This is a genomic window from Mesorhizobium sp. CU3, assembly GCF_006442965.1.
Classification (GTDB): Bacteria; Pseudomonadota; Alphaproteobacteria; order Rhizobiales; family Rhizobiaceae; genus Mesorhizobium.
This window is the reverse complement of record NZ_VFWX01000003.1, coordinates 253,044-266,309: the sequence shown is the minus strand read 5'-3', so window position 1 is coordinate 266,309 and position 13,266 is coordinate 253,044. Positions and strand designations below refer to the sequence as shown.

At 61.9% G+C, this 13,266-nt stretch carries 14 protein-coding genes; 7 read left to right on the top strand and 7 right to left on the bottom strand.

What is annotated here, in order from left to right:
* Positions 1 to 130 precede the first annotated feature (130 nt).
* Together FJ988_RS07430 and FJ988_RS07425 are read left to right on the top strand one after the other, a co-directional pair.
* A complete protein-coding gene (locus FJ988_RS07430) occupies positions 131 to 1,069 on the top strand; it encodes a kinase (protein ID WP_140816092.1) in 939 nt (312 codons plus the stop codon).
* Positions 1,063 to 2,136 carry a PLP-dependent cysteine synthase family protein gene (locus tag FJ988_RS07425; RefSeq protein ID WP_140816091.1) on the top strand — a complete coding sequence of 358 codons (1,074 nt, stop codon included), beginning with the start codon at positions 1,063 to 1,065 and terminating at the stop codon, positions 2,134 to 2,136. The genes FJ988_RS07430 and FJ988_RS07425 overlap by 7 nt, the downstream gene beginning before the upstream one ends.
* Here FJ988_RS07425 and FJ988_RS07420 read toward each other — a convergent pair.
* Complete coding sequence (locus FJ988_RS07420) at positions 2,131 to 3,468, bottom strand: threonine synthase (RefSeq protein WP_246688458.1); 1,338 nt, start codon at positions 3,466 to 3,468, stop codon at positions 2,131 to 2,133. The two genes, FJ988_RS07425 and FJ988_RS07420, sit on opposite strands and share 6 nt — an antisense overlap.
* A gap of 127 nt (positions 3,469 to 3,595) precedes the next feature.
* Here FJ988_RS07420 and FJ988_RS07415 point away from each other — a divergent pair, with 127 nt between their 5' ends.
* The 4 genes from FJ988_RS07415 (at position 3,596) to FJ988_RS07400 (ending at position 6,256) form a co-directional block, all read left to right on the top strand.
* On the top strand, positions 3,596 to 3,862 hold the full coding sequence (locus tag FJ988_RS07415; RefSeq protein WP_140816090.1) for a helix-turn-helix domain-containing protein: 267 nt from the start codon (positions 3,596 to 3,598) through the stop codon (positions 3,860 to 3,862).
* A 168-nt stretch (positions 3,863 to 4,030) separates the two neighbouring features.
* Positions 4,031 to 4,759 carry a LuxR family transcriptional regulator gene (locus tag FJ988_RS07410; protein WP_140816089.1) on the top strand — a complete coding sequence of 243 codons (729 nt, stop codon included), beginning with the start codon at positions 4,031 to 4,033 and terminating at the stop codon, positions 4,757 to 4,759.
* A 65-nt stretch (positions 4,760 to 4,824) separates the two neighbouring features.
* Entirely contained in the window at positions 4,825 to 5,433 is a 609-nt protein-coding gene (locus FJ988_RS07405) for an acyl-homoserine-lactone synthase (protein WP_140816088.1), read from the top strand.
* 124 nt (positions 5,434 to 5,557) lie between these two features.
* Positions 5,558 to 6,256, top strand: coding sequence for a response regulator transcription factor (locus tag FJ988_RS07400; protein ID WP_140816087.1), 699 nt, complete (start codon positions 5,558 to 5,560; stop codon positions 6,254 to 6,256).
* 63 nt (positions 6,257 to 6,319) lie between these two features.
* Here FJ988_RS07400 and FJ988_RS07395 read toward each other — a convergent pair whose 3' ends face one another.
* From FJ988_RS07395 to FJ988_RS07370, 6 genes are all read right to left on the bottom strand, one after another.
* Positions 6,320 to 7,096, bottom strand: a complete 777-nt coding sequence (locus FJ988_RS07395; RefSeq protein WP_140816086.1) for an amino acid ABC transporter ATP-binding protein — start codon at positions 7,094 to 7,096, stop codon at positions 6,320 to 6,322.
* Positions 7,096 to 7,755 (bottom strand): amino acid ABC transporter permease, encoded by a 660-nt coding sequence (locus FJ988_RS07390; RefSeq protein ID WP_140816085.1) that lies wholly within the window; start codon positions 7,753 to 7,755, stop codon positions 7,096 to 7,098. Before FJ988_RS07390 ends, FJ988_RS07395 begins: the two co-directional genes overlap by 1 nt.
* Before the next feature lie 14 nt (positions 7,756 to 7,769).
* Positions 7,770 to 8,405, bottom strand: coding sequence for an amino acid ABC transporter permease (locus tag FJ988_RS07385; RefSeq protein ID WP_140816084.1), 636 nt, complete (start codon positions 8,403 to 8,405; stop codon positions 7,770 to 7,772).
* A gap of 430 nt (positions 8,406 to 8,835) precedes the next feature.
* Positions 8,836 to 9,669, bottom strand: coding sequence for an alpha/beta hydrolase (locus FJ988_RS07380; protein ID WP_348644302.1), 834 nt, complete (start codon positions 9,667 to 9,669; stop codon positions 8,836 to 8,838).
* Positions 9,669 to 11,156 carry an NAD-dependent succinate-semialdehyde dehydrogenase gene (locus FJ988_RS07375; protein ID WP_140816083.1) on the bottom strand — a complete coding sequence of 496 codons (1,488 nt, stop codon included), beginning with the start codon at positions 11,154 to 11,156 and terminating at the stop codon, positions 9,669 to 9,671. Before FJ988_RS07375 ends, FJ988_RS07380 begins: the two co-directional genes overlap by 1 nt.
* A gap of 25 nt (positions 11,157 to 11,181) precedes the next feature.
* Complete coding sequence (locus tag FJ988_RS07370) at positions 11,182 to 12,399, bottom strand: iron-containing alcohol dehydrogenase (RefSeq protein WP_140816082.1); 1,218 nt, start codon at positions 12,397 to 12,399, stop codon at positions 11,182 to 11,184.
* A 162-nt stretch (positions 12,400 to 12,561) separates the two neighbouring features.
* On the opposite strand from FJ988_RS07370, the gene FJ988_RS07365 reads away from it, so the two are divergent.
* Positions 12,562 to 13,260: a GntR family transcriptional regulator gene (locus FJ988_RS07365; protein WP_140816081.1), complete on the top strand. Its 699-nt coding sequence runs from the start codon at positions 12,562 to 12,564 to the stop codon at positions 13,258 to 13,260.
* Positions 13,261 to 13,266 lie beyond the last annotated feature (6 nt).

The window sequence follows — 13,266 nt, the reverse complement described above, 5'->3', positions numbered from 1 at the left end:
GCCTTGCCGAGGTCGAACTCGTGACGCCGCGGGATCGCAGTCTGGTTGTCAATACCGGAATTCCTTGAGGGTCCCTGCCGATCGTCGGCGCCATCTTCCCGCTTAGCGAGAAAGCGTGGGGGAGGTGGAAATGGCCGAGGCCGGCAATCTCATGAGCCGTGCAGCGTTGCGATCGTCGGTTGGGACGGCGATGGCGATCGCGCATCACGGCGAACTCATCCAGGGCGTCTTCAAAGATAATGACGGGCGCCTCCATCGCGGGCTCGTGACGCTGCCGATTACCGGCTTGCGATCGGAGGCGAGCTTTGCCAGGAGCGACGGCGACGCGGTCGTCGTCCACCCTGATCATAAGGCCAAAGCGTCGGCGGCCGCGCGCCTCACGCTTGATTTCCTGAACGTCGCTGGCGGCGGCGAGCTGACACTTGAAAGCGCAATTCCCGTAGGGCACGGCTACGGGTCATCGACGGCTGACGTCGTCGCTTCCATTCGCGCTGTCGCCGCGGCGGTCGACATCCCTTTGCGGCCCTCGAGCATCGCACGTCTGGCCGTTGCCGCCGAGCGCGCCAGCGACGCGATCGCCTTCGACGAGCATGCAGTGCTGTTCGCGCAGCGGGAAGGCACGGTGATCGAGAATTTCGGCGGCTCGCTGCCGCCGCTGCTTCTGATCGGCTGCAAGGCGAACGGCGGTATCCCGGTCGACACATTGCAACTGCCGCCTGCGCGCTATGACAGCGCCGAGATCCAGGAATTCGGCGTGCTTCGTGCGATGGTCGCGCGCGCGGTTCGCCTTCAGGATCCCTATCTCCTCGGACGCGCCGCCTCTGCCAGTGCAGTGATCAGTCAACGACACTTGCCCAAACACGGCTTCGAGGAGGTTGCCGAAATCGCCCGGCGCGCCGGGGCGTGCGGGGTTCAGGTCGCGCATAGCGGCTCCTTACTCGGCCTGATCTTCGATCTTTTCGCATCGAATCTGAAGCGACGGGCAGCACTTGTCGCGCAGCAGATAAGGCGCGCCGGCTTCAAGGATGTCGAAGTTCATCTGGTCAATGCGGAGGGCTGGACATGGTGACGTTCGACGTGGACTATTTCAGGGACCTTGAGACCCCGCGCCTTGCGCGCCTGGCGCCGAATCTGGTGGCCGCCGCCTTTCCGTTGATGAAACTGATGCCGGCCCGCTTCATCCTGGATCGCGCAGCCGCGAATGGCGAATTGAAGGCAGGTTCACATATTGTCGAGACGACGTCCGGCACATTCGGCATGGCGGTGGCGCTCCTCGCGGCGGCGCGCGGCTATCGCCTGACACTCGTTACCGCTTCGACACTGATCGATGCCAGGTACAAAGCCCGTCTGGAGCGCATCGGCGCCACGGTCATCGCACTCGACGACCCGCGCGGCGACGGCAACCAGCCTGGCCGGCTTGAGCGCCTCCAGGAAATCCTGGTCAAGGAGCCGGACGGGTTTTGGACCCGCCAATACGACAGTCCGGGTAACTGGCTCGCCTATGCACGGCTGGCCGAACTTTTCATCCGGGCATTGGGCAAGGTTGACTGCCTGGTCGGCTGCGTCGGCACCGGCGGCTCGCTATGCGGCACCGCTTCCTTCTTGCGATCTGTCTTTCCGCATCTGACGGTGTTTGCCGTCGATACCCATCGCAGCATTTTGTTCGGGCAGCCTGTCGGCAAGCGCATGCTGCGGGGTCTGGGCAACAGCGTTCTGCCGAAGAACGTCAGGCATCAGCTTGTCGACGAGATTCACTGGGTTGGCGCTTATCCGGCCTATAGGACCGCGCACCGTTTGCTGCGCGAGCACGGTCTCTTCATGGGTCCGACCAGCGGCGCCGCCGCCTTGGTGGCGCGCTGGGTAGCAACGACGCTTCCGGACGCGCAGGTGGCGGTCATCATGCCTGACGAAGGCCATCGCCATGTCGAGACCGTCTACAATAACGAATGGCTCGGCGGGCTGCCTGGCTGGCCCTGCAAGGAAATATCCGAGCCGAGGACGTTGACGACCATTGCACCGGCCGCGGAGACGCAATGGACGCGTTTTCTCTGGTTGCGTCGCAGTCTCGACGATGTGCTGAAAGCCCAAGCCGCAGGTGAGGTGCCATCGGCCGTCGGCGCGGCGGAAAATCTATGACGCGAGGTCCAGCCCGCTCTGGTCGAGCCAGCGCCAGGCGTCGCCCGTCGTCTCGAAGATCTGATCGTGTTCGTTCGAGCCAGCGGACCGATCAAGGTCCTTGAGACCGCTGGCGGTCACGACGGCCACGACCCGGTCGGAGCCACGGACGATACCTTGGTTCTTCAATTTCGATATCGCGATCAGCGGCGTGACCGAGGCCAGCTCGGCAAAGATCCCTTCTTCGCGGGCAAGGCGTTCCTGCATCGCGATCAGACCGTGATTGTTGACGGGAACGGCGTGCCCGCCGGATTCGCGCAGAGCCTTCAGCGCCTGGAAGGTGCTGCGCGGCGTGCCGATGGATACGGCAATGCTGTCGAAGAGCATCTTGCGTTCACTCAAAGAATCGGCGCCGCTGGCCAGTGCTTCCGCCAATGAGCCATGCACCTCCGCCGCGACCAGACGCGGCAGGCGCGCGATCGCCCCTTGCGCGAACAGCTCGCAAAAGCCCGCCCACACGCCGGACAACGCATCGCCATAGCAAACCGGCAGGACGCACCAATCCGGCGCCGCGCCATCCGATTGCTCGACGATCTCGTAGGCGATCGTCTTGTAACCCTCGATGCCGAGTGGATGGCTGCCGACGACCGGACCGTGATAAGGCGAGGCGATGAACCAGTCGTAGCGGGCCGCCGCCTGTTCGAGCAGCGACCATCGATCCATCTTGCTGGCCAAGGGCAGGACGGTCGCGCCATATTTGCGGATCTGCGCCAGCATCGCGCCGGCGGAGCCCGCGAAAGTGGTGACGACGCATTTCAACCCGGCTCGGGCAGCGTAGGCTGCCAGCGAGGCGCCGGCGTTGCCTGAAGAGGCGGTCGCGACGATCCTGGCGCCATTCGCGCGCGCCACGCTGACGGCGACGGTCGAGAAACGGTCCTTGTGTGACCATGTCGGGTTTCGGCCCTCGTCCTTGATTGCAAGGTTCGGAACGCCGAGGAACGCGCCGATACGCGGCGCAGCAAGCAAAGGTGTCAGACCCTCGCCGAGGCTTACCGCCTCCGATTCCGTGCAAGGCAGCATATGTGCAAAGCGCCATAGCGAGCGCGAGCTGGTCGCGCCGGCGAGGGCGAGGAGCTGCGGGGTTGCATAGACCGGCCGAAGATTTGCCGGCGCGATTTCCCGACACCGCGCGCATCCTTTTGAGTCGATGGTGACATCCGCTGGGTAGGAAGTGCTGCATCGAATGCAGGCGAATCCCAGTGGCCGGCTTGTGTCCGTGCCGGGTCGGTTTTGCTCGCCTGATGGATGCGCGGACATGTCCTGCGCGAGGTCGCGAAACGGCCGGCTCGCCATGGCTATTCCTTACCCAGGAAACGATGAAATCGCTGGTTGTTTCAAACAGCCAACAGCCCCGCTGTCAATGCGGAATGTGCACTATAGTGTGTCGCACTAAAGTGAGCGTCGTAGCATCCGTGAGGGGATGAAACTTCGCGGCGTTTTCGGTCTGAACGTGCAGCGGCTTCGGAGGGAGAGAAACCTCTCCCAGGAGCAGTTGTCCTTCGTTTCGGGCCGGTCGCGGGCTTATATCAGCAGCGTCGAAGCCGGACGACGCAACGCCACGCTGGACACAGTCGAAATCCTGGCCAAGGCATTGAATGTCGAGCCGAAAGAGTTGGTCTCGACAAACGCGGCAAACCGGCAAGCTATTCGGGTGACGAAACAGGCCGCGCCCAAGTCGGCCGACTGAAACCAAATCTTGGTGAACGCAGTACTGATGCGATTTTCACTTATCTCGTCTTTGTGATAGGGGATTGACTCCTTCAGTGTACATTCGGAGTTCTGCCTATTGAAGGTGGGGTCTGGACACTCATAGGTTGTCGCGCGGGTAGGGCCTGGCTGTAGTCGAGGTCTGCCAATGGAGAAGGAAGTTGTTCTTGATCTCTTCGCGGCGATCGTGAGGATCGAGGCCGCGCGATCGGCCGATGCAATCCTTCAGGAGTTCCGCTCGGCCCTGGCACGCTATGGATTGCGCAGTTTTCTGATCACGGGCCTGCCGGTGCCGCATGACGCGGACTGGCAGCGTGAGATCCTGGGCGATGGTTGGCCCCCCGAGTGGTATCGTCGCTACGTGTTGCAAGATCACTTTTTGCACGATCCTTGCGTTGCACAATGCCGGCACTCGCCGGAGCCTTTTCTGTGGCGTGAGCTTCCTGCGGCAAAGCTCGTCGCACGCGCGCAACTTGTCATGGACGAGGCCGCCGAGTTCGGGATGAAGGAAGGCATCTGCGTCCCCATTCATGTGCCGCTGGCAGGTCCCAGTGTCGTCACCGCGGCGGGCGACCGAATCGAAGTCCCGCCAAGCGCCATGCCCTTCATCGAGACCCTTTGCGTGCATACGTTTCGCAGTCTCGCGGGGCGGGGTACGCCCAGCGATAGCGATGAGCCGACGCCCTTGACGGCGCGCGAGCGCGAACTCCTAGAATGGAGCGCGCAGGGCAAAAACACCGATGACATTGCCTGTATCCTCGGCGTTACCAGGAATACGGTCGAAAGCCATCAGCGAAACATTCGAGGGAAGCTCGACGCGATCAATGTCGCGCACGCAATCGTCAAGGCGCTGCGACGGCAAGAAATCCAGATTTAGCAATACCTGAATACCGTCATACGTACGGCAAATCCGTTTTCCTACGACCTCCGCATGGAGGCGTCATGGTTCACATGCATTTGGTCACTTGGGATAACAGGAAGCACTACAGGAAGGTTCTGGAGCGCTATTTTCGGATACGATACGACATCTACGTCAAGCAGAGACGATGGCGCGCCGTCGCGCGTCCCATCAACGTCGAGATCGACGCCTTCGACAACGAGCACGCGCTTTATGTTCTGGCGCTTGACACCAATGGAAAAGTCGTTGGCGGATCTCGCCTCGTTCCGACGCTGCAGCCGCATCTTATGAGCGAAGTGTTTCCGGTTCTCGCCGGTGGCAGCCCTCCGAGAGCGGCCGACATTTTCGAATGGACGCGCTTTTTCATCATCCCATCGCTTCGCACCCCGGGTGGCTCATCGCCGGTGGCGGGCTTCGTTCTTTGCGGCCTTCTCGAGACCGCGCAAAGCCTGGGCATCCGACAGATCAGCGTGGTGTGCGAGACATTCTGGCCAAAACGCCTGCGCGCGCTTGGCTGGACACTGACCGAGCTCGGCGACGTTCTCGAACATCCCGACGGCGACATCATCGCGCTGCTGATAGATGTTACGCCCGATGCTGTCGAACTGACGCGCCGCGCTTACGGCATCAGTGGCCCGATACTCGCCGAATAAATCTAGGCTCATAACCGGGCACTTGCGGGAAGCCCGCCGGGCTGTGACCCTCAGGGTATATTGTCATCGCGCCCATTTGCGCGGTAGTCAGCCCTATGATGTGTCGAACCCGGTCGATGGACTCATGAAGCCGCTGGTCCTGATCTCCTCGAAGGAACCGGATTTTTTCCTGGTTTTCGGGCATATACTTTCGGTGGCTGGTTTCGAAACACAGCTGATCACCGCAGACCGGGAGATCGCACGTGCCATCGCCGCGGCAGGCCCGCTTGCCGTAATCGTCGACTGCCATCCAGGCGACCGCGCAGCGGTCAAGCAATGCGCTTGGTTGAAGTCGACCGCCGCCACCAATGGCACGCCGATCGTAAGTCTGGTTGCGCCGCATTCGGGCAAGCTGCATCTGGACCTGATCAAGGCTGGCGTCGACGAGATATTTTCGCGGCCGTTCGCCCCCGAACAGCTTCTGGCCTGGCTGCATGGCAAAGCGGGCCTTGCGAAGCGGTCGCGCGAAACGGAATCGGGCGAGCTGGTTCAGGGGGATTTCCGGCTGGAGCGACAGACCCACCGGGCATTCTTCAAGCAAAAAGAAATCGCGATGCCTCCGATCGAGTTCAAGCTCTTGCGCAGCCTTCTTGCGCAGCCTGGCAAGGTTTTCAGCCGCGAGGAACTCGTCGCGAGCGCATGGCCCGAACATGCCGCCGCGACCGACATACGGGGCGTCGACGTTCATATAGCCAGGTTGCGCAAGAGGCTTCGCGCATCCGTGGGAAGCGATGTGATCCGAACGGTCCGCTCGGCCGGCTACGCGTTCGCGCCCGAGTGGTAACCTGCTCGGCGATGCGGCAACGCGCACCCGCGCGCCGATGGCTGGCGGGACCGACGCATCCGTTCAATGTCTCAGGACAGTATCCAGGAACAATCGGGCGCGTGGGTGAGCGGTCCCAGAGAAAAAGCCCTTGGAAGAGGCCTGCTCGACGATGCGGCCTTCGTCCATGAAAACGATCTCGTCCGCGACTTCGCGTGCGAAACCCATTTCATGCGTCACGCAGACCATGGTCACGCCGGTTCTCGCGAGCGCGATCATGACGTCGAGGACTTCCTTGATCATTTCCGGATCGAGCGCCGAAGTGGGTTCGTCGAACAGCATGACGCGGGGATTGAGGCAAAGGGCGCGTGCGATGGCCACTCTTTGCTGTTGGCCGCCCGAGAGCTGAGCCGGGTAGGCCTTCGCCTTTTCGGGGATGCGCACCGCTGTCAGATGCCGCATGGCGATTTCCTCAGCCTCTCGTGCCGGTTTCAGGAGAACCCGGCGCAGCGCCAGCGTGCAGTTGGCGAGCACGGTCAGGTGCGGAAAGAGATTGAAACCCTGGAACACCATGCCTGTCTGCCGGCGCGCTTTTGCGGTCTCGCGGGTGTTTTTTCCCAAGCTTGTCGCTTCGTATTCGATCTTTCCCTTCTGGAAGGCCTCGAGCCCGTTGATGCAGCGGATCAGGGTCGATTTGCCGGAGCCGGACGGTCCGCAAACGACGATGCGTGCGCCAGCTCTTATCGTCAGGTCGATGTCTTTCAGGACGTGCACCGCGCCGAACCACTTGTTGAGACCGTGGATCCTGACATGAGGCATGCTTTGGTCTGCCGAGAGTGGATGTGGGGCTTGAGCGAGCATCAGCGACGTCCCGCCGCAAGGAGGCGCTGCTCGACGCGCTTCACGCCATAGGCAACGATCAGCGCCAGGCCAAGAAACAGAATGCCGGCGACCGTCAGCGGCTCGGCGTAACGATAGGTCTCGGAGGCGATGTCGAACGCGCGTCCCAGCATTTCGGGGACGGCCAGGATCGCGAGGTAGGGCGTCGCCTTGAGGATCGAAACAAGGTAGTTGCCGAGCGGCGCGGCGACGTTGCGCAACATCTGCGGCGCGATGACGAAAACGACCGTGTCGCGGCGGTTGAGCGACAAGGCTCGCGCTGCTTCCTGCTGGCCCTTCGGAATCGCATCGATGCCCGCTTTGAACACCTCCGCCAGGTAACCGCTGTAGTACAGGCTCAGTCCCAATATGCCGACCGTCATGGCGCCGAGCCGGATCCCGTAGAAGGGCATGACGAAATAGAGGAAATAGAGCCAGGCCAGCACAGGCGTCGAGCGGATGAAATCGATCAGGAAGCGGACGGCGAGGCCGGGCGCACCGCCCCCGCGTCGGATCATCTCCAACGTGAAGCCGAGCGCAGAAGCACCCAGGCAACTCAAGACAGTTGCGAGGAGGGTGGTCCCGAGCGCCTCCATGATGGTCGGGATGGTCGACAGTGCGAAATCGAGATTGAATCCCACGCGGCGCTCCTCTTTCAGGATTGTATCCGCGCCTCGAGCCAGCGGCCGGCGAGCGCGATCGGATAACAGACGACGAAGAACGCGAGCAGCAGCGCCGAATAGATCGCGACCGGGTCGTAGTTGGTCTGCGCGATTTCCTTGGCGCGGAAGGTCATGTCTGTCAGCGTCACCAGCGAGACAAGGGACGTCGCCTTGACCAGCTGGATAAGGTTGTTGATGAAGGTCGGGCCCATGGCGATCAGCGCTTGCGGTAGCTCGATCAGGAGCAGAATTGCCAGGCGCGAGAGGCCGAGCGCCATGCCTGCCTCGCGTTGGCCGGCGGGAAGGGACTGCAGCCCGGCGCGGACCGCCTGGCTGGCGTAGCCACCAGTGTTCAGGCCGAGCACCAATGCGCTGACGGTCAGGGCCGATAGCGTGATCCCCATGACCGGCAGCACGTAGTAGAAGACGAAAAGCAGGACGACAACGGCTGAGCTGCGCCAGAATTCGATAATGGCGGTCACCAGAAAGCGCGTCATGCCGGTGGTCAGGAACTGCGCGACGCCGAAGACGAGCGCGAAGGGAACCGCAAAAACCAGGCCATAAGCCGTGACCTGCGCGGTGGTACCCAGCCCCTGAAGAATACCCAGCCAGATGTTGAATGTGCTCACCGGGCGCCACCCCTCCTAGGAGAGGCGTACGGCGAGGATAGCAGCATCATGTTGCGCCGGGAAATCGCGCTCCCCACGGACCTCATGGCAATTCTCCGCGCCGTGAAACAACTATCGCATGGACAGCCACGCGATCGAGGATTTTTCATAAACCTGGTGGGAGTCGCCTGTCAATAAAGATGTACAAATTATTGCAATAGTTCATGCCTGCAAAACATCTCGGGCTGCCATACGCCTTATTGGCGACTAGCATAATCGTTTTTTTCCAATGTGTTGCGAGGTGATATGCCGAAGTTGGCTCAAGAAGTTGATCTTCGCCGCGAGCCGGCCGCGCCGCATCGGGCTTGCGCGGGAGCGGCTGCGTTGCAGCTGATGCCGGCCTTAGGATCAGCCCAGATCATTCCCGAAGGCTGCGGCATCAACGGCTCGTCTAAACCCTGCCGATACCATGCAGGCTAGACAGCAACGCCTCTGCTTCGGTGCCGACCAACCCGAGGTCACGGACGCTGCTCATGTGGTTGGTCGCCGCGAGGTTGGTGCGAGAGACGACGAGCCCCTGTTGTTCGAGTCTGTCTGCGAAACTTGCAGCTTGGTCGTGAAAGGGTGGCGTTTCCTCGGCCCCGACCGCAAGCTCGACATGCACCGTTGGATCGAAGCTGTGATTGATCGGGGAGAACCGCTCCACCTCTTCGTCGGTGATCGCGATCTCTGGAGCTAGAAACGATGTCTGCAACGGCCTCAGATCGTAAATGCCGCCGAGCAGGAGCGCTCCCTTGATGCCTGATGGTCGGCTCCTATCGTCGAAAAGCATCGTCGCGAGATGCGCGCCGGCTGAATGGCCGCTGACGGTCAACATGCCGGGATCGCCGCCGTGGCTCGCAATGTGTTGATCAACCCAAAGCCTGGCGCGGCGTATCTGGTCGACGATGGCAGCCATCCTCACCGCCGGCATCAGCGCGTAGCCCAGGATGACCGCAATCGCTCCTGCCTTGGTCACAGTCTCGGCGACATAGGAATAATCCTTCCTTGAGAACATGCGCCAGTAGCCGCCGTGAATGAAGACGTGCACCGGCAGGCGATTGCGTTTGCCTTGAGGGAAAAACAGGTCGAGGGTTTCGGTGTGGTCCAGCCCATAGGAGACGTCGGCGATCATCGCAATTCTCTCCCTAGTCTCAGCGCTTCTGCGGCGGATCTCGGCCACAATGTCATCGAATTCGGGCACGTGGTCGCGCGTGCGGAATGGGTCTTTTTCCATCTCTCTCATCAGATCTTCACGGCGATGTATTTCGCCTCCATGAACTCGGCTATGCCGTGCTTCTGGCCGCCCTCACGCCCAAGCCCGCTCTGCTTGACCCCGCCGAAAGGTGCGGCGGGGTCCGACATCAAGCCTCGATTCAGCGCGATCATGCCGGATTCGACCTTGGACGCCACGCGCATGCCCTTTGCAAGGTCGCGCGTGTAGATGTACGCGGCAAGGCCATATTCGGTATCGTTCGCCGTTGCGATGATCTCAGCCTCATGTACGAATCGGCTCACAGGTGCCACGGGGCCGAATATCTCCTCATGCGCCATGTCGGCGTCGGTCGGTACGTCGCTCAGCACCGTCGGCGGATAGAAAAATCCTCTGCCGTCGGCTATGGCGCCGCCGCACAGAACCTTCGCGCCACGGGCAACCGCGTCCTGCACAAGCCGATCGATCTTGGCCACGGCCTTGCTAGTGATCATCGGTCCGCATTCGGTCTCACTGTCCGTGCCTGGGCCGACAGTGAGCGCGGCCATACGTTTACGCAGGCCCTCAACGAACTGATCGTGGATGCCCGCCTGCGCGTAGAGCCGATTGGCGGCCGTGCAGGCCTCGCCGGCGTTGCGCATCTTCGCAACCATGGCGCCGTCGAGCGCCGCTTCCAGATCGGCGTCGTCGAAGACGATGAAAGGCGCGTTGCCGCCAAGCTCCATCGAACAGGAGATGACGTGTTTCGCCGCCTCGGCAAGAAGCATGCGGCCAACGCCGGTCGAGCCGGTGAAGGAGAGCTTGCGCACGCGCGCATCGGCCAGCATGGCTGCTGTCACCGGCCCGGGGCTTGAGGTGGTGATGACGTTGACGACGCCAGGCGGCACACCCGCTTCGTCATAGAGGGCGGCAAGCGCATAGGCAGTCAGCGGCGTTTCGCTGGCGGGCTTCAGGATCACTGTGCAGCCGGCAGCGAGCGCAGGCGCGATCTTGCGCGTCGCCATTGCAGCGGGGAAATTCCACGGCGTTATCAAAACGCAGATGCCGATCGGCTGATAGTCGACCACGATCCGGTTTGTTCCGGACGGCGCAGTGCCAAACTCGCCGCTGATGCGAACCGCTTCCTCCGCGTTCCAGCGGAAGAACTCGGCCGCATAGGCGACTTCGCCGCGCGCATCGCGGAGCGCCTTGCCGTTCTCAAGGGAAATCAACGCTGCCAGTGTCTCTGCTCGCTCGGTCATCAACTCGAAGCAGCGCCGCAGGATCTCGGATCGCCTGCGCGGCGGGGTCTCGCGCCATCCTGTCGCCGCCGACGCTGCCGCCTCGACCGCGGCTGCAGCATCGGCGAGCGTGGCGTCGGGAACGGCGGCGATCACCGCCTCGGTCGATGGGTCGATCACTTCGATGACGCGGCCGTCGGAGGACGGGTGCCATTGTCCGCCGATATAGAGTCCATGCGAAAACGCGGCATATTCAGTCATGTCGGAATCCTGGTCGAATAGGTCTATCGAAATGTTCATGGGCTTGGGCTCCACCCTCACATCGTCACACGGACGTATCGCCGCCATAGGCAGCTCTCACCAGACGCTGCATCGCGGGCAGGTCGAATTGCCGGGGATTGTTCTTGATCAAGCGGTCGATTCCGAGCGCCTGTTCCGCCGTCCAGTCGATCCTGTCCTCGGGAAGGCCGAGGTCTGCCAGCGTCCGCGTGATGCCGATCGCGTTGAACAGCCTCGCGACTTCCCTGATGGTCGCATCTGCCAGTTGATCGGTGGAACGGTCCTGTTGCGGCAGGCCAAGAGCGATCCCGATCTCGGCAATCTCCGGCGTTGCCGAGGGCAAGTTGTAGCGCATCACGTAAGGCAGCATCGTTGCGACGCCCGCGCCATGCGGTGTGTGCGTGAGCGCGCCGACAGGATATTGCACGGCATGGGCAGCCGCTGTTCCCGCGGTTCCAAATGCGCAGCCCGCGGCCAGCGCGCCCATCATGACATCGGCGCGCGCCTGCTCGTTCGACCCGTCGCGATAGGCTGTTTCGAGGCTGCGGCCCAAATGCCTGATGGCAAGCAGCGCGAAATGATCGGTCAGTGCGCTCTTGCCGACAAAGACATGGCGTTGCGGCAGATCGGCATCGGCACCGCGTTTTGCCGCCGTGAAGGCTTCGATCGCGTGCGTCAGCGCGTCGGCGCCGGCGATAGCCGTCAGGGAGGGCGGGCATGTCGCCGTCAAATCAGGGTCGCATAGCGCAACCGCGGCGATGAGATGCGGGCTGGAGATTCCGACCTTGAGCGTCCGTTCCGGGTCGGAGATGACGGCGACGGGGGTTACCTCGGAGCCCGTGCCGGCGGTGGTCGGCACCGCGATGAGAGGAAGGGTAGGGCCGGGCACCTTGAACTCACCATAATAGTCCTGGAGCCTGCCGCCATGGGTGAGCAGCAGCCCGGCGCATTTGGCCATATCGAGGCAACTGCCGCCTCCGATCCCGATCACCATATCAGGCTTGAAACTCTGCGCTTCAGCGACGCAGGCGCCGACACTCTCGCGGGGCACATCGGGCAAGGTTCGGTCGTAGACGAGCGTTTCGACCTGGGCAGCTTTCAGTCCATTTAGGATTTCGATGAACTCCGAGGTCTTGGTGAGGCGCTCGTCGGTGCAGATGAAGGCACGCCGGCCATATCGGGCCGCGATGGCAGGCAGCGCGTGGCGCTGGCCCTTGCCGAAAAGAATTTCACGCGGCAGGCGCGCGGCTGCAAACAGGGTCATGGGTAGAGATCTCTCATCGATTTGCTAGTGCGGGTTGTGTTCGAGCACGGCCTGGGATGTCCTAGGCCAGTTCGTTCGTATCCTCTATAAAATCGTATAGGATATAGTATTGAATTCGCCGGAGCATCGTGTTAGGGCTTGCTCCTGTCAAGAGGCAAAAAGATGCAAGACCCCGATCTGACCTTGGACAACGAAGCCCGCCCTAGCGGCCGCATCCAGCGTGCCAACAGTCTGGCTGGCGATGTGTACGAGGCGATCTTCGCGCAGTTGATGTCTCTGAAGATTCCACCTGGTTCGCGCATAACAGTAGACAATCTGGTTCGCGAATTCGATGTCTCGCACACGCCCATCCGCGAAGCCCTCGGCCGGCTGGAGGGTGAAGGGTTGGTGGTGAAGACTCATCTGATCGGCTACCGGGCAGCACCGCAGATCACGCGACGTCGCTTCGACGAACTTTATGAATTGCGCCTTTTGTTGGAGCCGGCCGCCGCCGCGAAGGCCACGGCGGTGCTGGATGAAGAGCGTCTTGCGACCCTTCGTGAAGCAGCCGGCGTGATGGCGCGGGGCGTGGGCAAAGACGAGCGCCTTCGCTATTCCAACTTCGCGCGACAGGACGCGATCTTTCACGACAAGATCATGGAGTTCGCGCAGAACGAGCTCATCCGCGAGACGCTGAACCATCAGCATACGCACTTCCACATCTTCCGCCTGATGTATCACTCGCGGGTCACCGAAGAAGCGCTGGACGAGCACGAGGCAATCCTCGCCGCTTTCGTTGCCGGCGACGCGCACGCCGCCGATAAGGCGATGCAAGTGCACATTGAGAATTCGCGGGACCGGCTCCTGCCTGCCTTCGAGTAAAGATTT